Origin of the sequence: Salibacterium lacus, assembly GCF_042684865.1 — a bacterium.
GTDB classification, from domain to species: Bacteria; Bacillota; Bacilli; order Bacillales; family Marinococcaceae; genus Salibacterium; species Salibacterium lacus.
Genome location: NZ_JBHUML010000006.1, coordinates 250,702 through 273,067 on the forward strand (window position 1 = coordinate 250,702; position 22,366 = coordinate 273,067).

Annotated in this window: 23 protein-coding genes and 1 pseudogene; 7 read left to right on the forward strand and 17 right to left on the reverse strand. The window is 48.3% G+C overall.

Translation table 11 applies throughout. From position 1 onward, the window contains the following. The first annotated feature begins 2 nt into the window (after positions 1 to 2). Together gerQ and ACFSUB_RS17060 are read left to right on the forward strand one after the other, a co-directional pair. Positions 3 to 443, forward strand: a complete 441-nt coding sequence (gerQ, locus tag ACFSUB_RS17055; RefSeq protein WP_380714486.1) for a spore coat protein GerQ — start codon at positions 3 to 5, stop codon at positions 441 to 443. 345 nt (positions 444 to 788) lie between these two features. Continuing rightward, positions 789 to 2,942 carry an ATP-dependent Clp protease ATP-binding subunit gene (locus tag ACFSUB_RS17060; RefSeq protein WP_380714487.1) on the forward strand — a complete coding sequence of 718 codons (2,154 nt, stop codon included), beginning with the start codon at positions 789 to 791 and terminating at the stop codon, positions 2,940 to 2,942. Between the two features lie 682 nt (positions 2,943 to 3,624). Here the strand turns inward: ACFSUB_RS17060 and ACFSUB_RS17065 are convergent. Then, positions 3,625 to 4,320: pseudogene (locus ACFSUB_RS17065) on the reverse strand (S-layer homology domain-containing protein); the annotation flags it as partial. An 83-nt stretch (positions 4,321 to 4,403) separates the two neighbouring features. Here ACFSUB_RS17065 and ACFSUB_RS17070 point away from each other — a divergent pair. Together ACFSUB_RS17070 and ACFSUB_RS17075 are read left to right on the forward strand one after the other, a co-directional pair. Then, on the forward strand, positions 4,404 to 4,730 hold the full coding sequence (locus ACFSUB_RS17070) for a DUF3817 domain-containing protein (RefSeq protein WP_380714488.1): 327 nt from the start codon (positions 4,404 to 4,406) through the stop codon (positions 4,728 to 4,730). A gap of 114 nt (positions 4,731 to 4,844) precedes the next feature. Continuing rightward, positions 4,845 to 5,660, forward strand: a complete 816-nt coding sequence (locus tag ACFSUB_RS17075; RefSeq protein WP_380714489.1) for a DUF368 domain-containing protein — start codon at positions 4,845 to 4,847, stop codon at positions 5,658 to 5,660. 170 nt (positions 5,661 to 5,830) lie between these two features. Here the strand turns inward: ACFSUB_RS17075 and ACFSUB_RS17080 are convergent, their stop codons facing one another. The 7 genes from ACFSUB_RS17080 to ACFSUB_RS17110 all read right to left on the reverse strand — a co-directional run bounded on the left by ACFSUB_RS17080 (position 5,831) and on the right by ACFSUB_RS17110 (position 10,362). After that, on the reverse strand, positions 5,831 to 6,202 hold the full coding sequence (locus ACFSUB_RS17080; protein ID WP_380714490.1) for a DUF423 domain-containing protein: 372 nt from the start codon (positions 6,200 to 6,202) through the stop codon (positions 5,831 to 5,833). An 18-nt stretch (positions 6,203 to 6,220) separates the two neighbouring features. Then, positions 6,221 to 6,508, reverse strand: a complete 288-nt coding sequence (locus ACFSUB_RS17085; RefSeq protein WP_380714491.1) for a DUF5327 family protein — start codon at positions 6,506 to 6,508, stop codon at positions 6,221 to 6,223. 163 nt (positions 6,509 to 6,671) lie between these two features. Further along, entirely contained in the window at positions 6,672 to 6,857 is a 186-nt protein-coding gene (locus ACFSUB_RS17090; RefSeq protein WP_380714492.1) for a hypothetical protein, read from the reverse strand. Positions 6,858 to 6,952: 95 nt separating this feature from the next. Continuing rightward, the gene (locus ACFSUB_RS17095) at positions 6,953 to 7,276 is read right to left on the reverse strand and encodes a MerR family transcriptional regulator (RefSeq protein ID WP_380714493.1); all 324 of its coding nucleotides are present in this window, start codon (positions 7,274 to 7,276) and stop codon (positions 6,953 to 6,955) included. A 44-nt stretch (positions 7,277 to 7,320) separates the two neighbouring features. Then, positions 7,321 to 8,055, reverse strand: a complete 735-nt coding sequence (locus tag ACFSUB_RS17100) for an exonuclease domain-containing protein (protein WP_380714494.1) — start codon at positions 8,053 to 8,055, stop codon at positions 7,321 to 7,323. Then, positions 8,046 to 9,074, reverse strand: a complete 1,029-nt coding sequence (locus ACFSUB_RS17105; protein WP_380714495.1) for a DUF294 nucleotidyltransferase-like domain-containing protein — start codon at positions 9,072 to 9,074, stop codon at positions 8,046 to 8,048. Before ACFSUB_RS17105 ends, ACFSUB_RS17100 begins: the two co-directional genes overlap by 10 nt. 4 nt (positions 9,075 to 9,078) lie before the next feature. Then, positions 9,079 to 10,362 (reverse strand): ammonium transporter, encoded by a 1,284-nt coding sequence (locus ACFSUB_RS17110; RefSeq protein WP_380714496.1) that lies wholly within the window; start codon positions 10,360 to 10,362, stop codon positions 9,079 to 9,081. 190 nt (positions 10,363 to 10,552) lie between these two features. Here ACFSUB_RS17110 and ACFSUB_RS17115 point away from each other — a divergent pair, with 190 nt between their 5' ends. Next, entirely contained in the window at positions 10,553 to 11,146 is a 594-nt protein-coding gene (locus tag ACFSUB_RS17115) for a YdcF family protein (RefSeq protein ID WP_380714497.1), read from the forward strand. Positions 11,147 to 11,375: 229 nt separating this feature from the next. Here ACFSUB_RS17115 and ACFSUB_RS17120 read toward each other — a convergent pair whose 3' ends face one another. The 3 genes from ACFSUB_RS17120 to ACFSUB_RS17130 all read right to left on the reverse strand — a co-directional run bounded on the left by ACFSUB_RS17120 (position 11,376) and on the right by ACFSUB_RS17130 (position 13,761). Continuing rightward, positions 11,376 to 12,206 (reverse strand): aldo/keto reductase, encoded by an 831-nt coding sequence (locus ACFSUB_RS17120; protein WP_380714498.1) that lies wholly within the window; start codon positions 12,204 to 12,206, stop codon positions 11,376 to 11,378. A gap of 18 nt (positions 12,207 to 12,224) precedes the next feature. Continuing rightward, a complete protein-coding gene (locus tag ACFSUB_RS17125; protein WP_380714499.1) occupies positions 12,225 to 12,899 on the reverse strand; it encodes a uracil-DNA glycosylase in 675 nt (224 codons plus the stop codon). 91 nt (positions 12,900 to 12,990) lie between these two features. Continuing rightward, positions 12,991 to 13,761, reverse strand: coding sequence for an inositol monophosphatase family protein (locus ACFSUB_RS17130; RefSeq protein WP_380714500.1), 771 nt, complete (start codon positions 13,759 to 13,761; stop codon positions 12,991 to 12,993). 154 nt (positions 13,762 to 13,915) lie between these two features. On the opposite strand from ACFSUB_RS17130, the gene ACFSUB_RS17135 reads away from it, so the two are divergent. Further along, a complete protein-coding gene (locus ACFSUB_RS17135) occupies positions 13,916 to 14,506 on the forward strand; it encodes a DedA family protein (RefSeq protein WP_380714502.1) in 591 nt (196 codons plus the stop codon). Between the two features lie 71 nt (positions 14,507 to 14,577). Here the strand turns inward: ACFSUB_RS17135 and ACFSUB_RS17140 are convergent, their stop codons facing one another. Both ACFSUB_RS17140 and ACFSUB_RS17145 read right to left on the reverse strand, forming a co-directional pair. Further along, positions 14,578 to 16,227 carry a methyl-accepting chemotaxis protein gene (locus ACFSUB_RS17140; RefSeq protein WP_380714503.1) on the reverse strand — a complete coding sequence of 550 codons (1,650 nt, stop codon included), beginning with the start codon at positions 16,225 to 16,227 and terminating at the stop codon, positions 14,578 to 14,580. A 9-nt stretch (positions 16,228 to 16,236) separates the two neighbouring features. After that, on the reverse strand, positions 16,237 to 17,208 hold the full coding sequence (locus ACFSUB_RS17145; protein ID WP_380714504.1) for a BMP family lipoprotein: 972 nt from the start codon (positions 17,206 to 17,208) through the stop codon (positions 16,237 to 16,239). A 503-nt stretch (positions 17,209 to 17,711) separates the two neighbouring features. Here ACFSUB_RS17145 and ACFSUB_RS17150 point away from each other — a divergent pair. Further along, positions 17,712 to 18,098 carry a hypothetical protein gene (locus ACFSUB_RS17150; RefSeq protein WP_380714505.1) on the forward strand — a complete coding sequence of 129 codons (387 nt, stop codon included), beginning with the start codon at positions 17,712 to 17,714 and terminating at the stop codon, positions 18,096 to 18,098. A 132-nt stretch (positions 18,099 to 18,230) separates the two neighbouring features. On the opposite strand, the gene rlmH is transcribed toward ACFSUB_RS17150, so the two are convergent. From rlmH to ACFSUB_RS17170, 4 genes are all read right to left on the reverse strand, one after another. Next, positions 18,231 to 18,710 carry a 23S rRNA (pseudouridine(1915)-N(3))-methyltransferase RlmH gene (gene rlmH, locus ACFSUB_RS17155; protein ID WP_380714506.1) on the reverse strand — a complete coding sequence of 160 codons (480 nt, stop codon included), beginning with the start codon at positions 18,708 to 18,710 and terminating at the stop codon, positions 18,231 to 18,233. A gap of 647 nt (positions 18,711 to 19,357) precedes the next feature. Next, positions 19,358 to 20,599: a S1C family serine protease gene (locus ACFSUB_RS17160; protein WP_380714508.1), complete on the reverse strand. Its 1,242-nt coding sequence runs from the start codon at positions 20,597 to 20,599 to the stop codon at positions 19,358 to 19,360. A 76-nt stretch (positions 20,600 to 20,675) separates the two neighbouring features. Then, positions 20,676 to 21,470 (reverse strand): MBL fold metallo-hydrolase, encoded by a 795-nt coding sequence (locus tag ACFSUB_RS17165; RefSeq protein WP_380714509.1) that lies wholly within the window; start codon positions 21,468 to 21,470, stop codon positions 20,676 to 20,678. A gap of 14 nt (positions 21,471 to 21,484) precedes the next feature. Then, positions 21,485 to 22,366: a two-component system regulatory protein YycI gene (locus tag ACFSUB_RS17170; protein WP_380714510.1), complete on the reverse strand. Its 882-nt coding sequence runs from the start codon at positions 22,364 to 22,366 to the stop codon at positions 21,485 to 21,487.

Consider the following 22,366-nt stretch of genomic DNA (forward strand, 5'->3'; position numbering starts at 1 on the left):
TCGTGTACAATTATTATCCATGGTATCCTGCCCAGCAGTCCGGAGCCTGGTATCCGTACAGCCCGGATATGGGAATGAACCGTCAGAACAATAATGGCAGCGGCATGATGAACGGTGGTATGATGAATGGCAGTACCATGAACGGCGGTGCAATGAACGGCGGCGGACTGCCGATGGAGCAGTCCTATATCGAAAACATCCTTCGGCTCAACAGTGGCAAACCAGCTTCGGTGTATATGACCTTTGAAGGAAACCCCGATTGGCAGTCGATGGTCTTCCGCGGCATTATTGAAGAAGCCGGGCGCGACCATATTGTACTTAGAGACCCCGACAGTGGAAAATGGTATCTGCTCTTGATGGTCTATCTCGATTACGTCGTATTCGATGAAGAAATCAATTACCAGTACCCCTATAACGGGCAGAATCCCTCCCCTAATGGTTGAAGATGTTTAAACCACTTGAACATGTGCAATATATACCAATAGACAACAGGCAGTGCGTGAATTCAACATGCACTGCCCTTTTTGTCTTTATGACAAAAAAACGGAAAGTGCCTGACACCCGCTTGCGAAACTACCAGAAGGCACGGCCTATTTTTTACCCCAAAAAAAATCCAGGCATTCCTCTTGAAAGTCAAAGATGGTCAGTGTACAATATGATTTACAAGGTCAAAGATAGTCAAAGTCAAAGCAGATGATTTGAAACACTACAACCAAGGCGTTATCATGCCAATCAAGATAAATAATCAACGACCAGACAGTTTTAATGAATAAAGGAGGACACAAATAATGAGAAGATGTGAATATTGCCAACAGCGCCCGGCGCGCATTGAGTTGAACATGAACATCAACGGCTACCAGCAGAAAATGAATTTGTGCGATATATGCTACCATGAAGTACGTAATGAAATGAAACAGCCTTCCAACTTCGGAGGCGGACAGTCTTCTGCATTTGATCAATTCTTCCAGAACATGATGGGAGGACAGCAGCAGATGAACGGCGCCCAGGAACAGGGTGGACAAGCTCAGCAGGGCGGCGGAAACGGCGGTCTTTTGGATGACCTTGGGAAAAACCTTTCCGATGCTGCCCGCGCCGGCATGATCGATCCGGTCATCGGCCGTGAGACAGAGGTGGAACGTGTTATTGAGACACTGAACCGCCGCAACAAGAATAACCCGGTGCTGATCGGGGAAGCCGGTGTCGGTAAAACCGCCATCGCCGAAGGACTCGCCCTCCGGATTACCGAAGGCGATGTACCAAACAAACTGAAAAACAAAGATATCTACCTGCTTGATGTTTCTTCCCTCGTCGCCAATACCGGTGTACGCGGACAATTCGAAGAAAAAATGAAGCAGCTTCTAAAAGAACTGCAGGAACGTAAAAACGTCATCGTCTTTATCGACGAAGTTCATCAGATTGTCGGAGCCGGCTCTGCCGAAGGGTCATCAGACGCAGGCAACATCATGAAACCAGCCCTCGCACGCGGCGAAATTCAGGTCATCGGTGCCACAACACTGAATGAGTACCGTAAAATTGAAAAAGATGCTGCGCTTGAACGCAGATTCCAGCCGGTTATGGTGAACGAACCAACCCTGGAAGACTCCGTCAGCATTTTGAAAGGCCTGCAGAATAATTACGAAAAGTACCATCAGGTTTCCTATACGGAAGAGGCACTGGAAGCGTGTGTAAACCTGTCAAACCGCTATATTCAGGACCGTTTCCTGCCGGACAAAGCCATCGACCTGCTCGATGAAGCCGGCTCGAAAATCAACCTGATTCACAGCGACGATGACGAACAGGAACTGCGCAGCCGTATCGAACAGACTGCCGCAGACAAAGAGAAAGCCACTCAGCAGGAAGACTATGAACGGGCAGCCCAGCTCCGCGATGAAGAAGCCAAGCTGCAAAAACAGCTTGAAGAATCCGAAGGCGGCAGTGATATCTCCAATCGCAACGCTTACGTGGATGTCGACACCATTCAGCAGATTGTAGAAAATAAAACCGGCATCCCGGTCCGTCGTCTGCAAAGAGATGAACAGCAGAAGATGAAAGACCTGCCGGAACGGCTCCGCGCAAGCGTCATCGGGCAGGATGAAGCAGTCAGCAAAGTCGCCCGCTCCATCCGCCGTAACCGCGCCGGACTGCGCAGAGGCACACGCCCAATCGGTTCCTTCCTGTTTGTCGGACCGACCGGCGTCGGAAAAACCGAGCTGTCCAAGTCTCTTGCCAGAGAAATGTTTGGCGACAGTGAAGCGATGATCCGTCTTGATATGAGTGAGTATATGGAAAAACACTCTATCTCCAAACTCGTCGGTTCGCCGCCTGGATACGTAGGACATGACGAAGCAGGACAGCTGACCGAAAAAGTGCGCCGTCAGCCGTACAGCATCATTCTGCTCGACGAAATCGAAAAAGCGCACCCCGACGTGCAGCACATGTTCCTGCAGATCATGGAAGACGGCCGTCTGACCGACAGCCAGGGCCGTACCGTGAGCTTTAAAGACACGGTGCTCATCATGACATCCAACGCCGGCTCCAACGTGAAACACGTCACCGTCGGCTTTGGAAACGAAGATGCGGTAGAACCACGCTTGATGGAATCCCTGTCGGACTACTTCAAGCCCGAATTCCTGAACCGGTTTGACAGCATCGTGTCCTTTGAAGAACTGAAGAAAGAAGACCTTGTTACCATCGTGGATCTCATGCTTGAAGACATTGTCGACGCAGCCAAGGATCAGAATCTCAACGTCACCATCTCTCAGGAAGCCAAAGAGATGCTGGCCGAAGAAGGATATGACCCGGCATTCGGTGCCAGACCGCTGCGCCGCGTCATTGAAGAAAAAGTCGAAGACGGCATCGCCGACCTGATGCTCGAAGAAGAAAACATCGAAAACATCCAGGTCAACGTCGAAGACAACGACATCTCCGTCGTTAAAGCATAAATCAGACAAAGAAACAAAAAAGCCATGGACTCACCTCCCCGCGGGATGTGCGTGTCCATGGCTTTTTTTGTGATGGTTTCTGTTTTCTCTGGTAAAGCACCCTGCATCATATAACTTTTCCATGGTTTCTTTTCACAGCCTGATCGCATTAATCGGAAACAGTGGAAAAGCTTTCGAACGTCAGCCCTGAATCTTCCTGTTGGATCATGGACTCATGGGTATGGGTGATGCCCGGATTCTGTCGTGTCACGGTGATCGTCAGACGGAGTTTTTGGTTCTCCATCGACTCCACCTGCACATCATGCTCATCATAGGTTTCCGGAATCGCCGCCATGCTGCCTTCCTGGAACGTGTATACATCTCCCTCCCGGTCATAAAACCGGTTAAAGTACGTATCCACGACGTCTTCGGAATAGAGCGCACCAAGGTGGGCATACATCGTTTGTTTTTCTTCTTCTGAAATCGTCCATATTCTCTCAGACAGCGGCAGGCTCAATACATTCATCATCCAGCTCTCTGCCTTTTGAACCGCTGCGATCATGTCTTCCTCCTCCGCGTCCCGGAAAGATACGTCCATCTCCGGTGGCGGCAGTTCCTGCACCTGCTCTTCTAAGGAAACAGGTCCTTCCAGCCGCTGTGTATCATCCATCGCACGGGCCAGAAAAACAGAAAACTGGGCGCGGGTAATGGGCTCCCCGGGCTGAAAACTTTTTCTGTCCTCCATTCCGCTTGCAATGCCCTGCCTTGTTACCGCTGCAATCTCCTCCAAAGCCCAGTACTCCGCTCTTACATCTTCATAATACACGCCGGACGCGGATGGCACATCAAACGCCCTTGATATTAACACAGCCGTTTGAGCCCGTGTCATTGGTTCGCCTGGCCGGAATTCTCCATCGCTCCCCTGCATGATATCTTCATCCGCCAATGCGGCTATCGAACCGGAGTGAGGGGTGTCTTCGTCCACATCAGTAAAGGCAGACATGGATCGGTTTCCAACGTTTACATCCAACGCATCAGCTGTCATTCCGGCAGCTTGATGGCGGGTTATCTCGTCCCCCGGTGCAAACGATCCGTCCGAATCCCCTGATATAACATTTTGTTCCGTAAGATAAGCGATTTCTTCCCCGGCCCAGAAATTCTCTCCTATGTCGTCAAACGAGGTTTGGGCCGCTGCTGTTCCACCTGCTGCGGCAAATAAAACGATAAAACCGATGCTTTTTTTCATAACTCCCCTCCTATGGATAATGAGCAGACAGACAATTTTACTTTTTTTTACATATGGTTGTGTCTCTACAGTATCATTATCTGCTCCAAACCCGCAACCATGAAAACCAACTGATTTTGTCAAAAATTGCGACATTAATACCTTGAATGTCATAAAACGTCCATTGTTCTCTATGAGCGGCCATGCTATGCTGTTAATGGAGAAAACACTTTCATGCGATGAGGTGAACGATAAATATGCTTTCTTCTGGAATTGGCAGGCTCCGCGCGGCAGGAATGCTGGAAGGTCTATCCTTCATTATTCTGTTGTTTGTGGCCATGCCTTTGAAATACGGTCTTGGTATGGATATGGCGGTAACCATTGTGGGGGCCGCCCACGGCGGTTTGTTTATTTTATACATGCTGGCGGTGCTGTTTGTCTGGATTCAGCGGCGCTGGCCGGTTCCAAGAGCTATGATTGCGGCGGTGGTGTCCGTCATTCCATTTGGTCCGTTTGTGTTTGACCGAAGCCTCCGCAAAGAAGAAGAACTCGGAACCGCTCCGGGAAACGCCATCGGCCTGTAAAAAAAAGTTCGTCCCTGTAACATATGAGTTGTCAGGGACGTCTTTTTGTGTGCATGGCCAAAGCTTGCTGTACATACGTATCACTAGAAAAATATGAACCGAAGGAGACTTGTTATGTTCGAATGGAAAAATATTTTGAGAGGCCTGGCTATGGGGGCCAGCGATCTCATTCCCGGTGTCAGCGGCGGCACCATCGCTCTTGTGCTCGGCATTTATCACCGGCTGATCGCCGCCATCAATAACCTGTTCAGCAGGCAGTGGAAAGAACAGCTCGGTTTCTTTATTCCGCTCGGTATCGGGATCGGCGCCGCCATCTTCAGTTTAAGCAATGTGCTTGAATGGCTCTTGGCTGACTATCCGCAGCCGACCTTTTTCCTGTTTATGGGGTTGATCCTCGGGACGATTCCCCTTTTGCTCCGCGAAGCTGATTATAAACGGGCGTTCAAAGGCCATCATTATGTCATTGCAGGGGTTGCCGCGATACTTGTCATTTTATCCGGCCTTTTCCGGGGAGAAGAGAGTGCGGTCATGGAATCTCTGTCCGCCTCCGATTATCTTATCTTCTTTTTCGCAGGCTGGATCGCAAGCACGGCCATGATTCTCCCCGGTGTCAGCGGTTCCTTTATTTTGCTGCTTCTCGGTGTGTACAGCACCGTTATTCATGCTGTGAGCTCGCTTCAGTTTTCCGTTCTCCTTGCGGTAGGTGCAGGAATTGTTGTCGGCCTGGGGATTATGAGTAAACTCCTCCACTACCTGCTGCGACGGCACACTGCCGGAACCTACGCCGTGATGACAGGCCTTTTAATCGGATCATTGTTCGTCATATTCCCAGGACTCGGTGCCGGCTTTATCCAGTTTTTCGTCAGCATTATCACCTTTGCCGCCGGATTGGTCATTGCAGCGGTGCTCGGAAAAATGGAACGCAGGTAATATAAAGGGAGAACTGGATTTCCAAGTGCTTCTGCTGCTCCTCACAGCTGCCGGCAAAGACTAAAAACCACCTCCCAACAGGTGGCTTTTTAATAGAATGATTTAAATAAAACCCAACCGAAAAAGCAACTGCTTTTTCGGTTGGGTTTCTTATTTTTCCGTGTTTTTTATTATGCTTTCCATACCGATACAATCAAGAGAATCCACCCGGCGATAAAGGCGGTGCCGCCGATCGGGGTAATGGCGCCGAGCCAGGAGATTCCGGTGAATGCCATCGTATACAGGCTTCCGGAGAATATAAGTATTCCCGCAAACAACAGCCAGCCTGCCCACATAATGAACGCCGATCCCCCGGCATACGCGGCTACCAGACCAATCGCGAGCAGTCCGAGCGCATGCATGATATGGTACTGCACGCCGGTTTGATATACACCCATCAGACGATCTGACAGCTTTCCTTCAAGTCCGTGTGCGCCAAAAGCGCCGAATCCCACTGCAACGGCGGCATTCAACGCGCCGAGAATCACAAAAATCTTCCACATTGCTGACACCTTCCTTTTTTAAAAATCCAACAGATTCCCATCCGTTGAAGGTAGATCCTCCGTGCGGGAAGAGGACGTTTTCGGAACGGAAGCCGCTCCACTGCCTGCTGAAGGTGCCGCAGGAGCTGACCGTGCGGCGCTCTTTTTATCCGTAAGTTCTTCATCCCCTGCCAAAATATCACAATAGGCTTTGATGACCCTGGCATGACGTTTTACAGCCTCTTCATCCTCACGCTCCAGCCGGTCCGAGAGCGTCATCATTTCTTCTTCCATTTTTTCCACCACGGTTTCCGCCGGGATATACATCGCTGTGTCACCTGCCCTGTCCATTCATATCGTGTCTTTCATTGTAACACAGATGAAGCACAGCACGCCCCCGGCAAGTGCCCTTCTTCCAACACAAATAATCCTGAACCAGCAGCCTGTCGGATGCCGGGTTCAGGACTTGTTTGTTCATGAGATGGTGCTTTTATTCTGTGACCACCGTATAACCAAGCGGTTCGATTTTTGGATAATTTTCTTCGTCCACTACCCATATCTGTTCGTCGTTATCTTTGACAATAACGTCTTTATGCGTGGCAGCCTGTCTTGCCTCTTCTACATTTTCATATTTGCCGGCGGGAATCTGCATGTCATCTACCATGATGAATGCCATTATTAACACCTCCATTTGTCTGAGATGTTCCCGTCTGATATCTCTATTAAACGAAGCATGCCGTAATTGTAAAATGATTGTAAAACAAACTTCTTTTAGTCGTCCGTTTCCTGATAATACCGGTGCAGTTTTTTCAGATCGCGGTTCCTAAGGGAAGATGTCTCTTCTTCGTGCTGTTTTTTTACGTCCAGCACTGTTTTCACTCCTGCCGTGTTGAGCCCCTGGTCCATGAGTTCTTTAATTCTCGCACAGCGGTCGATATCTTCAAGCGAAAAGATCCGTTGGTTTCCATGGTTGCGTTTAGGCGCGATTAACCCCTGATATTCATAGTATCTGATCTGGCGGGCACTTAGTGATGTCAGTTCCTGTACCACGCTGATCGGAAAACAGGCAGTACGTGGTGGTATTTGTTCTGTCACCCCGCTTTCCTCCTTTATATAAGCTGGAATGATTGGAAACGAAATCAGCGCGTCTGCCGGTTTAAATAAACATACACATCCTGCAGCGTCTCATACCCTGACTCCACCGCTTCCTTCATCGTGCATACCCAGAGTTCAGCCGCGAGAATCGCATCTTCAAGGGCGTGGTGGCGGTTGTTGACCGGGATCCGGTAATGATTACAGCACGTATCCAATTCATGAGTTTCCTGGTCCGGCACCGCAATCTGATACAAAAAAGAAGTATCCAGCAGCCGGTGCTTAAAATGCATACCACTTGCCTGATACGTTGCATGCTGCAGAAATTTCTTTTCATGCCTGGCATGGTGGGCCACCAGAATATCGGTGTGAATAAACGAATAAAATTGCTGCAGTACGTCGGCAAGCGGCGGCGAGGATTCGAGTTCTTCTTTTGTCAGTCCTGTCAATTCTGCCGCTTCAGGGGATAAAGCATCTGGTTCGGCAATCGTGCTGTAAAACGTTTCTCCGTGTTCCACTTTTCCTTTCCGCACTTTTACCGCTCCAATGGACAGGATTTTGTCGCCGCCATCGGGGTAAAAACCGGATGTTTCCAGATCCAGCACGGTGAAGTCGAGCGTATGAAGCGGCTCCAGCAGCGGCTGCTTCGCCTTGAGATCCTTCTGCAGCTGTCTCATATAGGACTGATGCTGAAGGCTGTTCTGATCAATCGACCCCGGAACGGGCGCACCCAGCTTTCCTGAAACCTGGCGGACCCACTGGAACATGTTGTTCATAACCATTTGTTTTCACCTGACTCTGCAAGCTTTTTCGTATGCTGAAAGAGCGATTTCCCCTCTTTTACAGCTGCTTTCAATTCCTGTCTCTGTTCTTTGCTCAAGGCGTCTACCGGAATATAGTGCACATCTTCATACGTGTGCTGCTGCATGGAAAAAGCCGTGCGCAGCCGCAGGAGATTTTTAAAATGATGTGCCTTTTCCACTGCAAAAGGATAAACGTCTGCTGTTTTTTGCATACGTTCAAGCGTCGGTGTTTCCAAAATACCTTCCCTGATGGCAAGAAGACGCATCGCATGTACGTATGGAAAGAAACCAACGTCTTTTAGATGAATGGAACCGGCATAAGGGCCTTTTTCATCCGGCAGAAGCTGCCCGAACGCATTCACCCCCTGATGCAGGTAGGAAATATTCTGGGACAAACGCTTTAACAGTTTCGGCCGCTCCTTCACGAGGTAAAACACGTACTTTTTCACTTCCTCCAAAAGTGCCGCTTTGCCACATAACGGCCTCGCGTCAATAAACGTTAATAAATGGCGGAGGGTCTCCCAGGTGTCGGTTTCTACCCATTGTTCAATCTGATGTTTCCACCCGTCCCGGCTGTGGCACCAGCGCGGATGGGAAGCCATGACTTTTCCTTCACACCTGGGGTAGCCCACAACCGCCATCCCTTCCCTGATTTCTGCTCCAAGAGCCAGGAAATATTCTTGACCGGTCTCTTCTTCTCCGCCTTCAAACACAATGCCGTGATCCTGATCACTGAACAGGCCCTGTTCTTTTCTTCCGGCGCTTCCCATCAAAAAAAACGCAAAATGAGCAGGGGCCCTCCCCCGCTCATTTTCCACTTGATTCACGGCAAGAGCTGTTGTTTCAAGTACCCACCTGTCATGAGCTTCGTTTAACTGCCATGAATCCTGCGCATACATTTTTGTTTCTTCATCGCGGGCTTTTTTTATCGCTTCATAGCTTTGAAAAGAAGGAAGGGGAAGAGCTTCCCCTTCCGGATAGAACGATGAAGTTGTCATGTTATCACGCACCTGTGTGAAAGTTTCCTGTATTCGTCTGAGGATTCACGTTTTCCGGATAACCGTAACTGCCGTGTTCACTCATATCCAGTCCCATGATTTCTTCTTCTTCAGAAACGCGGAGTCCTCCTGTTAATCCTTTCGTAATCAAAAGCAGGATGTAGGAAGCAGCAAAGGCAAACACACCGCATGCCAGCACACTGATGAACTGTACGCCGAGCTGGGTAAGACCGCCGCCGTAGAACAGTCCGGCCTGACCACCGTTCATTTCCGCCAGCTCAGGGGTGGCAAAGAAACCGGTGGAAAGCGTTCCCCATACACCGGCTGCCCCGTGAACGGAGAGGGCGAAGATAGGATCATCAATGCCTTTCTTTTCGAAGAACTTCATGCTGTAAAATACAAGCACTCCGCCAATGATACCAATCAGAACAGCAGCCCACGGTTCAACAAAGGCGCATGATGCCGTAATGGCAACCAGGCCGGCAAGCGCTCCGTTGAGCATTGTCGGCACGTCTGCTTTACCAAGAGTAGCCCATCCGATAAGCAGAGCAGCGACCGCTCCGGCTGCAGCAGCAAGCTGCGTGTTCAGAGCAACAAATCCAAAGAATGCGTCTGCGACACCAAATGTACTCCCGGCGTTGAATCCGAACCAGCCTACCCAAAGCAGCAATACACCAAGAGCAGTAAAGACCTGGTTGTGACCGGCGAGTTCATTCGGAGAACCATCTTTGTTATACTTACCGATCCGCGGTTTCAACAGGATCGTGGCGGCAAAAGCACCCATTGCACCGGTTAAGTGAACAACGGTCGAACCGGCAAAATCCTGTTTCCCAAGGGCGCCGATCCAGCCTGCGCCCCATACCCAGTGGGCAACAATCGGATAAACAAAGGCTGAAAACAATACAGCGAAAATAACGTAGACAGATAATTTCGCCCTTTCTGCAAAGCCGCCGAATGCCACAGTCAGCGCGATGGCAGCAAAGGCCAGCTGGAAGATAAAGTCGATGGAGCTTGAAAGTCCTCCTCCTTCAAAGGCATAATCACCATAGAAGAAGTTTGAAAGACCAATGACACCTCCTGCGCTGTCTCCGTAGATAAATCCATAACCGACTGCCCAAAAAACAAGGGATGCGATACCGAGTGTGAAAATAGTTTTACCGGCAATATGCCCGGCGTTTTTCATCCGGGTGGAGCCGGCCTCCAGCATAATAAAACCACCCTGCATAAAGATAACTAAAATAAATGCGACCATGATCCAAAGATTATCCATGAGTACCATAGGATCCATGAACGTCCTCCCCTTTCGTCTTCTTTAATAGATGTCAACTTAGTTAACATCTTTCGTTAATTCATATTCTACACGTTCTAAAAATGGATGCTACATTTATGTAAGAAAACCTAACACATTGATTTTGGAAAATCTGATGTCTTTCTCAAAGCCGCGTCCGCAGTATTCTGAAAACGTAAAGGAGATTACTATGAAGCTGTTCCTCCGCGTCTGTCTTTTGTCAAGAGCCCTGCTGCTCATCTATGCTGTCTGGACCGCCTGCAGTATCTGGAGTTTCAGTCAGGTTACTGAAACAAAGAAAACCGATGCTGCCATCGTACTCGGTGCAGCGGTTCACGGCAGCGAACCTTCCCCCGTTTTTCAAAAACGAATTGATCATGCTGTACAGCTTTGGGAAAACGACCAGGTGGACGCCCTTCTTTTTACCGGCGGCAGGGCTGAGGGGCGGGAGACGGCTGAAGCTGAAGCAGCCGCCGCCTATGCTGTAGAAAATGGGGTCGAAGAAGAAAGTATTTACATGGAGACCCGGTCGCGGATAACAGAAGAAAATCTAAAATATGCCAAAAAGGAGGCCGCCGGGCATCAGTTCAACACCTTCACGCTCGTAAGCGACCCACTCCATATGAAGCGGGCGGAAGCGATAGCAGAAGATCTCGGGATGGATGTGATCTCTTCTCCTGCTTCTGATTCCGCTTATCAAACCTGGAAAACCAAAATCCCGTTTTTCCTGCGCGAATGGTTTTTTTACACCGGCTATCAGCTTTTGGCCCCGTTTCGTTTTTAACAAGGAGAAAGGAAGTCCTGGAGAAACACCGCTTATGAAAACAGCTGTAAAAATGGATTACAGCCATTTTTTTAGAGAAGCGGCTGTATTCTGTCCGTTATCATTATGTTCCAGACACTTTCCCAGCATAATTGTACATTAACACTGTGCCATTCATCGAAACCGTAAAAAAGAGCTGCTTCGTGTACCGGTACACGAAGCAGCTCTTTTGCTTAATAGATGGGAGCGTTTATGCGTATGGGAAGTCGTCCGGATGAAAGCCGTAGCGGCGGTCTTCATTCAGACCGTTGATGGCCTGCAGATCTTCGGCATCCAGTTCAAAGTCAAACACTTCTGCGTTGGATTTGATCCGTTCCGGTGTGACCGATTTAGGAATCGTGACAACGTTATTTTCCATCGACCAGCGGATAAGTACCTGCGCCGGCTTTTTGCCGTGTTTTTCGGCAATCCGCTGCACGGGATCAGCATCGAGCAGGTCTCCCTGTCCGAGCGGGCGCCATGCCTCAAGTTGAATACCATGCATCCGGCAGTATTCAAGTAGCTCTTGTTGGAAAAGACGTGGATGGAATTCCACTTGGTTAACCATCGGTGTTATTTTGGCAATTTTCATCAGTTCTTCGAGGTGCTGATCGGTAAAGTTGCTGACACCGATGGCACGGACTTTGCCTTCTTCATAAAGCTTTTCAAGCGCGCCCCATGTTTCTTTGTATTTGCCCGGTACCGGCCAGTGGATTAAGTATAAATCAATCACGTCAACGCCGAGTTTTTCGCGGGAACGTTCGAATGCTTCCAGTGTTTCATTGAAACCATGCTCATTGTTCCACACTTTGGTCGTCAGAAAGATATCGTCGACCGGAATACTGCTTTCTGCGATCGCTTTGCCGACACTGTGTTCATTTTCATAAAACGATGCTGTGTCAATGCTGCGATAACCCGCTTCCAGAGCCGATTTCACCGCACGTTCGACTTCATTTCCGGCTTCGGCCTTGTATACGCCAAGGCCAACCCATGGCATCTGCACACCGTTGGCCAATGTTGTTGTGGATGTTTGAATACTCATATACTTTTTCCTCCTTGTTTACTTGTCAGGAATACACCAATCGATTTCCGGTCTTCCCGCTTCTCTTAGAAACTGGTTTGTGCGCGAGAAAGGCCGGCTGCCGAAGAATCCTTTATGCGCCGAAAAAGGACTCGGATGCGGGGATTTAATCACGAGATGACGATTGGCGTTGACCAGCTCTTCTTTCGCCTGTGCGTGACGCCCCCAGAGTATAAATACCACAGGATCGCTCTTATTATTCACCTGATTGATGACTTCGTTGGTGAAATATTCCCATCCTGCGCCGCGGTGGGAGGCAGCCTGGCCCGCTCTCACCGTGAGCACCGTATTCAAAAGCAGAACTCCCTGCTCTGCCCAGCTTGTCAGACAGCCGTGCTGTGGAATCGGACAGCCGATATCTTCATTCATTTCTTTATAGATGTTTTGAAGGGACGGCGGCATTTTCACTTCCGGCTGAACAGAAAAGCTCAATCCATGAGCCTGATTGGGCCCATGATACGGATCCTGTCCCAGAATGACAGCTTTCGTTCGTTCATAAGGTGTATGATGAAGCGCATTGAAAATATCATACATATCAGGATACACCGTATTTTCCCCGTATTCCTGTTTCAAAAACTCTCTCAACTTCTGATAATAGTCTTTTCTGAATTCCTGATCGAGAATGTCCGCCCAATCATTTTTCAACACAGACATACTTCGTCATCCGCCCCTTTTTCGTCAGGTGCCTGCATGCACGTATTCCCGCTGTACTTTCTTTCAAACATAAAATGTTTCATGTGAAACATCACCTTTTTATGAGAGCCTCCAGTTCTGTATAAATACCGGGGGCAGCGGCCAGTGCATACAATCCTTTCTCTTCCTCGGATACTTTCGTTCGTCCTCCCGCTTCTCTTACCAACAGCAGACCGGCTTCCACGTCCCAGTCATGCAGCTTGATCTCCCAGCTCGCATCCAGTCTCGCGCAGGCGACGTAGCATAAATCCAAAGCAGCACTGCCGGTACGGCGGAATCCACCGAGACGGGGCACTACCTGTTGAACATGCGGCAGATTATTGTCTTCTGTTGTCCCTTTATCATAAGGAAAGCCGCTCCCGACAACCGCTTCATCCAGACGTTTCGTCTCTGAAATATGTATACGGTTTCCGTTCAGCCATGCTCCTTCTCCTTTTACTGCTTCAAACATTTCGTCCAGTTTCGGCGCATATACGAGACCGGCAACCGTTTCTCCTTCATAACGGATACCAATCGAAATACAGTAAAACGGCAGACCTCTCGCATAATTCACCGTGCCGTCAATCGGGTCAATCACCCACTCATAAGGAGAGTTTCCTTCATACGCGCCGCTCTCCTCTGTTTTCATCAGATGATCCGGGTAATGACGGCGTATATTCTCTGTTAAAAATGATTCCGTCCACACATCCATTTCTGTCACAAGATCAATCGCGGCACTCTTGCTGCTCATTTCCATCGGTTTTTCCGCGCGGGCTGTCTGTTCTTTCCCCGCTTCCAGCGCCCATTTTTCAGCAAGTTCGAGCATCTCTTTCCATTCCTGCATCCCTATCTCCCTTTCTTTATTATGTACTTCTTTTATCATATCTGAAATCAGGAAAGGACTCAAAAAACAAGAGGGATCAATCACCTCTATTCTGTTGATTTGTGTTACATTAGGGGGTGTTGCACAACGTTGTATGCCATGAAGGAGACAAACTATGCTTGAACTCATTCTGAATGTACTGGAGCAGCTCGGTCTGGCGGGATTGTTTCTAGGTGTCGCCATTGAAGCGATATCCTCGCCGTTTCCGGCTGCTATCGTGCTGCTCGTTTACGGGTACATCATGGATCCATACGGCTGGGAATGGATTCTGCTCAGTGTCGGATCTGCAGCCGTTTATACTGCCATTGCCTATATCCCTTACTGGCTCGCTCTCCGCTACGACTATCTTCTGCAAAAACAGGTGGATAAAGCCGGAACGAGGCAGATGATGAAGTTCATGGACAAGTACCGGGAATGGACCATCACAGCCGGCCGGATTCTTGGGATGGGGTACATCGTATACGTCGCCGCCTTTTACCGTATCACCCCTTTCCGCTACGGTTTCTTTACCTTTATCGGTGTACTGCCCGTCGCGCTTCTCATGCTGTACCTCGGCCGCCTCGGCAACATTGAAGTGGTTTACTCCTGGTTCCAGGGCATTCAATACATGATTATGGCGGTTCTTGCCGGTCTGATCGGCTGGTACATCTACTACCGCATCAAACGGCGGAAAAAGACGGTAAATAAAGAACGCGGGGAAGAGTAAAAACAGACCCGGACCATCAAAAGGAAGGTCCGGGTCTGTTTTCGTTCTATTTAGAAAAAGACGTGTTTGTCTCAGAGTGTAAATTTATTCACCGTGCCATTCAATTCATCTGTAAGGGTCCGCAGTTCGCTCACCTTATCCACTACATTGCGGAAGGTACCGAGCTGTTCCTGGGTCGATGATGAAATTTCTTCGTTTTCCGCTGCTGTTTCTTCGACAACGCTGCTGATGCTTTCTACATTTTCAAGGACATCATTTTGAAGCCCTTTGGAGTGTTCCATGCTTTGCAGCAGTTCCTCGAGTTTATCTGTAATAGAGGCCACTTTCTGATGAATATCTTCAAAGGAGCTGTTCGTCGTTTCCATAGAAGTTTGTTCTTCTGCTGAAATCGCTACCCCACGGTCCACCGCGGTTGTTACAGCTTCGATTCCTTCTTCAATCGAACCGACCATATCGGAAATCCTGGTCGTTTCTTTTGTCGTCTGTTCAGCCAGCTTCCTGACTTCTTCGGCAACAACAGCAAACCCTTTCCCCGCTTCGCCCGCTCGTGACGCTTCGATAGCGGCATTAAGGGCCAATAAGTTTGTCTGACCGGCAATGTCGGAAACCGAATCCGCCATAGAATGGATCTTTTTCGTCGACTCCACAAAGGACTGGGTTGCTTCTTTAATACTCTTAGTCGTTTCTGTATTTTCCTGAACCAACTCCCGCTGCTTCTCAAGTGCTGCCTTGCCGGACTGAACAGCTTCAATCGCTTCTTCTCCGTATTGTACAGACTGCTTCGTGTGGTCTACGTTCGAGGTGAAGGCTTTGTCCATGTCTTCCACTTTCGTGACAGAATCCTGAAGGTCGGAAGCAATCGTCTGGGTGCCCTGAGCCAGTTCATCGGTGGAAGTGGCCACCTGCTGGTTGATTTCTGTCACGGTAGCATTATCATTTTCAATCTGACCGGCAAACCCTTCTACTCTTTCACTTACCGATTGAATCGACTGGAGTAACGTCCGGATCTGTTCAATCATTTGATGGAACGAATCATTTAATTGTCCCAGTTCATCCTTTTTCTGATACGAAATCGGTTCAATGGCCAGATTACCGTCCGCCACTTCATTGGAGTTTTCGGCCAGTTTCTTCAATGTTTTTGTAATAGGGCTCGTGATCCGGTTGGATACCACAAGACTTATAATAATGAGAAGCAGAACACTTACAATACTGGTCACGATAATGAACTGTACCTGCTGATCGAGTGCCGCCTGCGATTGTTCATAACTTGCTTCGGAAACCAGCTGCAGCATGTAGACATCATTTTCAATACCTGCCAGACGGGATGCCTGCTGGTCCGCAGCACTACCATCTTCAGCGTTCAGCGCCTGAATCGTTGTTTCTGTCCATCCATCGAATTTATTTTTGATTTTTGTTATATATTCGCGGCTTTGTTCGTTCACCGTGATATTATCAAGCTGACCGAGAAGCTGTTCGGTTGCTTCGATGGATGAGGTGGTTTCCTGGACCAATTCCTGACTCTGCGTCGTTGAAAAGCTGGATAAGTTCAACTGGGCGGCGTTGGTCTGCGATTTGAATTCTTCAATGGTAACGAGCGTCTCTACTTGATCCTCACTGGAAGACTGAATCTGCATCATATTGAAAATGATGAAGGCAATAATAGCTGCGGCCAGTACAACGATCGTCAACGTATTGATGAGTAATTTCTTTTTTATAGACATCTTTTCCTCCTACGATTCATCTGCCATGTCTTCTTTGGCAGCATCTAGTTGTTGATGAAGATTGTCAGGAAAATCTGCCACACGTAATGGCGCTAATCCGACCCCTTCTTCGGCAATGCCGAACTCCAGGTTTTCCCCAGACAACGTTTCTCCTTCCGCCATACGCTCTACTACTTGATAAATGGCGTTATCAACATTTTTCATCACAGAAGTAATAACCGCTTCTTCCGCCTGGAAATACTGGTCTGTGTCTACACCTATACCATATACGCCCTGATTCTGCGCTTCCTTAAGCACACCAACTCCGGTAAACCCGGCGGCAGCGAATATAATATCCGCATCGTTTTGAATCATTTCATCCGCCATTTCCGCTCCCAGTTGATCATCTTCGTATGTACCAGCGTACTCCTTGTCGATCATAATATCGGGGTTCACTTCCTCAGCCCCTTCTTCATAACCATCATAGAAGTTATTAATAATTTCTACATCCTGTCCGCCAACAAAACCGATATGATCGGTTTCTGTAGTCATAGCGGCCGTCATACCTGCTAAATGACCAGCTTGGCCTACCTTGAAGTTTGCAGAAGTAATATTCTCCATATCCGACTCAGCATCAATGATCATAAATTGCTGATCCGGGTAGTCACCCGCAACGGTTTCAAGAGCTTCCTGCAGCTGGTATCCTATTCCGATAACAAGATCATTATCCTGCTCTGTTAACTCGCGTATACCTTTTTCGTATGTATCTGTTGTGGAAATTTCTCTATAATCGAACACCACATCCATATTATCTCTGGCCCGGACAAGTCCCTCAAATGCAAGATCATTAAAGGACTGATCTCCCAGGCCGGTATCAGACATCATGACGCCGACTTTAACCTTTCCTTCCGTCGCATTTATTTCCTGCTCCTGGCCGCATGCTGCGAGTGACAACAAACTGAGCAGCCCTATCGCCAAAATAAAAAGATTTTTGATTTTCATGCTTTTCCCCCTAAACTCTTCTCCCTCTTTTAATCGTCAAATTTCCTGTTATTTGAAGGGCTTTACATTCATTTAACAAAAATTAAAGCTTATTTGATAAAATAAGATGGATATCTGTTTGTTCCCGTATATAACTCTTTCATACGTAAGGTGAAACGGTAAAATGACTTTATATTTTCCAGAGCAGGAGGACGGGGACAAAACAAAAAAGCCCGAACGGTGTAAACCATCGTCCGGGTTTTTCGTGCTGCCTATACTCTTTGTGAACAGCTGTACGAAAAGGATATACTGCTGAACTATCGCTGCGAAAGTACCAAATCAGTGTTTCAACTGCTTTCATCGAATAAATATATGAACTAAGAGTAACCCTATACATAAAACAGATGCGGGGTAATAATGACATGAAACAGGTTTTTCTCTGGGCCCTCCTTATACTGCCTTGGGCGTCGTTGCTTTTATTAAAAATGGATACTGTACGCAGGTACATGCCGGTGGCTCTGTTAATGACTGTGATTCATACCTTGGCCTATCAGGCGGCTTACCATTATGGATGGTGGAAAGAAACAGGCTCCAGTCTGTTCGGATGGGATAAAGTCGTCCCGGTCCCCTGGGTGTATGGAGCATATTTAGTTATAGTGATCTGGGTATTCCGCTTTACTTTCAGGAAGTTTTGGATGTATTTAACTGTAAATATAGTTTTGGACGGATTATTTATGTATATCGTTTACCCGGTATGGCAGCAGACAGGGCTTGTTTCGAGTGAATCGACTCTGCCTACCATAGCGGTTGTTGCTATGATGGTCGGTTTTGCCGTCATCCTCTATCTGTATCAGCTGTGGCAGGACGACGTGTTCAAACCTCCCAAAGCGGAACTCATAAATGACCAATAGCTGACTTGACGTTGACTTCATCATAATAGCGTTCATTTTTCCCGTATTTTTTACGAAGATAACCGCAGCTGTGGTAATCATTACATCTACCGCAAGGATCCTCCTCTGAGTCAAGTGATACTCCTTGTGCCTCTATTTATGATACGGTTCCCCTTTCTGAATCTTAAACGCACGGTAGATCTGTTCGAGCAGAATGAGTTTCATGAGCTGGTGCGGGAAGGTCATTTTGGAAAAGGAGAGTTTGTCGTCTGCGCGCTGCAGGACCTCGTCGCTTACGCCGTTGGAACCGCCGATGACAAAAGCAATCTGGCTCTTCCCGTGAAGACCCCACTGCTCCATCTTTTCCGCCAGCTTCTCCGACGACCACTGTTTTCCGTCCAGATCCAGTACAATCACGTGCTGTCCCGACTTTATTTTATGTAAAATCCGTTCTCCTTCTTTCTCCTTAACCTGCTCCTTTTCTTTCTCACTCATCTGTTCCGGTGCCTGTTCATCGTTCACTTCCTCCATCGTCAGCTTACAGTACGGCCCGAGGCGTTTCTCAAACTCTTCAATCCCCTGTTTGATATATTTCTCTTTAATTTTTCCGACACTTACGATTTGAATCTGCATACGCTCTCCCCTGTTCTTAAGTTATACACACGTGCACAAAGCACCTGTGATCTATCCACAGAAACAATCCACATGTTCACACCCGATCCTGTGGTTCCCCTTGAATTTTATGCACAGATTATCCACAGGAAAAGGTTCAGGTTGTGGAATAGTCTGTGCATTCCCTTTGTCCTTGTACGGGGCTTCCCATGTCTGTTCGAACCCGTCATCAAGGGATTTTTCACCGCAATCCGGACATGCATCGTACATGGTACCACCTTCCCCTCCACTATATCACATTCCACTTATCCACAATATCCTTAAGAAAAGGCTGATTTCCTGTCTACAACAAGGATCAGCTGAAGAGGACTGGCTGGAGCAGTGGATTATTCGTCTGCCGAATGAAGGGAAAATCGGTCGATAGAGGGTTGCTTCCGGTCACTTCCAACCGGAAACACAGCAAAGTTGGTTCCTGGAAGTTTTCTAAGGACCGTTTCCTGCCTGTTCTGCCATGCAATTAGATCTTGCAACCAACCTGACGACCAATTCAAGCTGCTTACGACCATCCAGCTGGCCGTAAACAGGGCCCCACCCCGAAACCCTGGACCTCTGTTTGCTGTAAAAAAGCCATTAAAAGCGTTAGATAACGCTTTTAATGGCTTCGATGCTTAAAACTGCTGCTGATTATTCAGTGTCATATCTGTCGTCTGCTTCTGTCCTTCACGGTAGAACGTGATGGTTATTGTATCTCCCATTTTCACTTTTGTGTACAGATATCTTCTGAGGTCGTGACCATCCGTGATGGATACTCCATTCATCGCTGTAATGACATCGTATCGCTTGAGCCCGGCTTTTTCCGCCGGTGTTCCGGAAACGACGTTGGTAATAAATATACCGTTATCTACATCCTGCGGCAGCTGCAGTGTTTCCTGCCAGTGGTAACTTGGTATTTCTGAAAGAGACCTTAGAGTGATACCCATCTGCGGACGCTTTACTTCACCGCTTGCTTCCAGGTCTTCAATCACCGGAACAGCCACCGAAGTAGGAATGGCAAATCCGATACCTTCCACGGACGACTGTGCGATTTTCATGGAATTAATGCCAATCAGCTGTCCATTGATATTCACAAGAGCACCACCGCTGTTTCCCGGGTTAATAGCGGCATCCGTCTGGATCACTTCTGCATTCCAGTCCGATTGTCCGTCTCCGTCCAAATCCACGGGAATGCTGCGTTCCACGGCACTTATGATGCCCTGGGTTACCGTGCGGGACAGCTGTGTGCCAAGTGGGTTGCCAATTGCTACCGCTGGTTCGCCGACATTCAGGTTATCTGAATTACCAAAGGAAACAGCGGTTTCCACCCCTTCGGCATTAATTTGAAGAACGGCCAGATCGGTCAGCACATCAGATCCAACGACCTCAGCGTCGACGCGGGTATCATTTGATAAACTGACTTCCACCTGACCTGCTCCTTCAATCACGTGATGATTGGTCACCACAAAAGCCGTGCCGCCTTCCATTTTATAAATAACGCCGGATCCTGTTCCCTGACTGGCACCGGATCCGTTTTCTTCTTCCCAGAAATCGGACTGCTGCAGGTTAAAGACGCCGACCACCGCGTCCGATACCTTTTCGACTGCTTCTGTCGTATCGGATTGGACCGACACCTGCATCTGCTCAGCCTCTCCTTGAAATGATATATCTTCAGGCGCCTGCTGCGCTTCCTGTCCTTTCTGGGGATTGTCGCCCCCTGCGCCGGGAAAAAGACTGGATTCATAAAGCAAAGGAACGGCTGATAAGACCAGAACCGCTCCGATGACGGCACCGGCAAGCGCTGCCTGCCCGATTCTTTTCTGCTGCCGGTTCCTTCTTTGTGAAGATCCCTTTCCATGCTCATTGTCATACCCCATATGTGTTGTCACCTTTCATCCATGTTCCGTAATCATCCTTTATCGTTTCCCTTTTGTTTGTTTTTAAACATATTTCCTACAGGGTTACGAGGGGTTTTGCTTCATACGGATCCGTATCGTACAGATGAAACGTGTGCCCCACACCGGATTCTTCCTCTTCAAGAATCTGTTGGACGGACATGCGGGCGAGTTCTTTCATGTTGTTATCAAGGCTCAAATGGGCCAGATAGACACGGCTCGTTCTGTCCCCGACCACTTCTGCCAGAGCCGCCGCCGCATCTTCATTCGACACGTGGCCGGTATCACCGAGAATACGGCGTTTCACATTCCACGGATAACGTCCCATGCGGAGCATATTCAAGTCATGGTTCGCCTCAAACACATACATGTCGGAATTACGGATCAATCCCTTTGTCTGCTCCGTCACATATCCCATATCCGTCGCGAGCGTGAATTTTTTGCCCTCGTGGTGAAAAACAAAAAACATCGGATCCGCTGCATCATGAGAGACGGGAAACGATTCAACATCCAGATCACCAAATGTCTGGACGGCGTTCTGTTCAAACACAAACTTTTGATCCCCGGCAATCGTCCCGATACTGCTTTCCATCGCCTGCCACGTCTTCGGGTTGGCATACAGGGGGAGCTGATATTTTCTCGCCAGCACCCCCGCTCCTTTAATATGATCGGTATGTTCATGAGTGATAAATATTCCGTCCAGCTCTGAAGGGCTCCGGGCAATCTGTTCAAATAAACTTTCTATTTTCTTTCCGCTTAACCCCGCATCAATTAACAGCCGCTGTCTGTCGGTTTCTACATAAACAGCGTTGCCTGTACTTCCGCTGGCGAGTACGCTGAACGATAGTGCCATGATAAGTCCTCCAATTACTGCTCCTGATTCTGACTGTCTTCGCTGTTTCCTCCGTCATTCTCTTCGCCGGATGGTTCATCCTGATTGGTGTCTCCGGAAGGATTTTCGACCGGACCGGAGTCCTCCGACACTTCCTGAAGCGTTCGGACTTCCCCTCCAATCGCATTTACCAGATACTCATTTTCTCCATTTACTTCCATACTGTACATAGGTGCCATCACCTGATTGGAGCCTTCCGGCGCAAAGAGACTGTAATACCTAAGTTCCACCTGATTGACTTCATCATTATTGGAGAGGATGTTTTCAGTTAACAGCCTGTCTATCGCCCCGTACGTAGACAGCATATCTTTTTGTTCTCCTCCTTCTTCAAATTCCATGTAACTTTGAAGGTAACTTTCTATTTCATTGTCCTCATTCAGGAACAGAACGAGCGGGTTTTCAGCATAAGTGACGGTTGCTTTTTCTTCATATACTTGATTTAAAAGGACTTGCCCTTCTTCTTCATTTATCTCTTCCATAGTGTAATCGGAACCGTTCCAGACCTGCTGATCCAAAAAGTTTTGGATGTCTTCTTCACCGGACACCGCATACGTATTCTCCAGAGTGACTTCCACATAGTTATTATCCACAGCCGTTACATTTTCTTCTCCGGCCTGCTGGCTCACTTCTTCTTCAATGTCTATGGATTCGCCGACAATGTGGCTGATTTCATCACTTTCTTCCGGCAGTTCTTCTGTGACGGATATATTTTTCGCATGGAGTTCTTCCTCTGTGGAACTTTGTGCCCGCACATTGAGTTCACTCTGGCCCTGCTGTTCCAACAACTGCTGCATCAAAAACGTGTTTAACAGCAAGAAGGCGATGATAAATATGGTTTTCGTACGATTCCAGTCCAT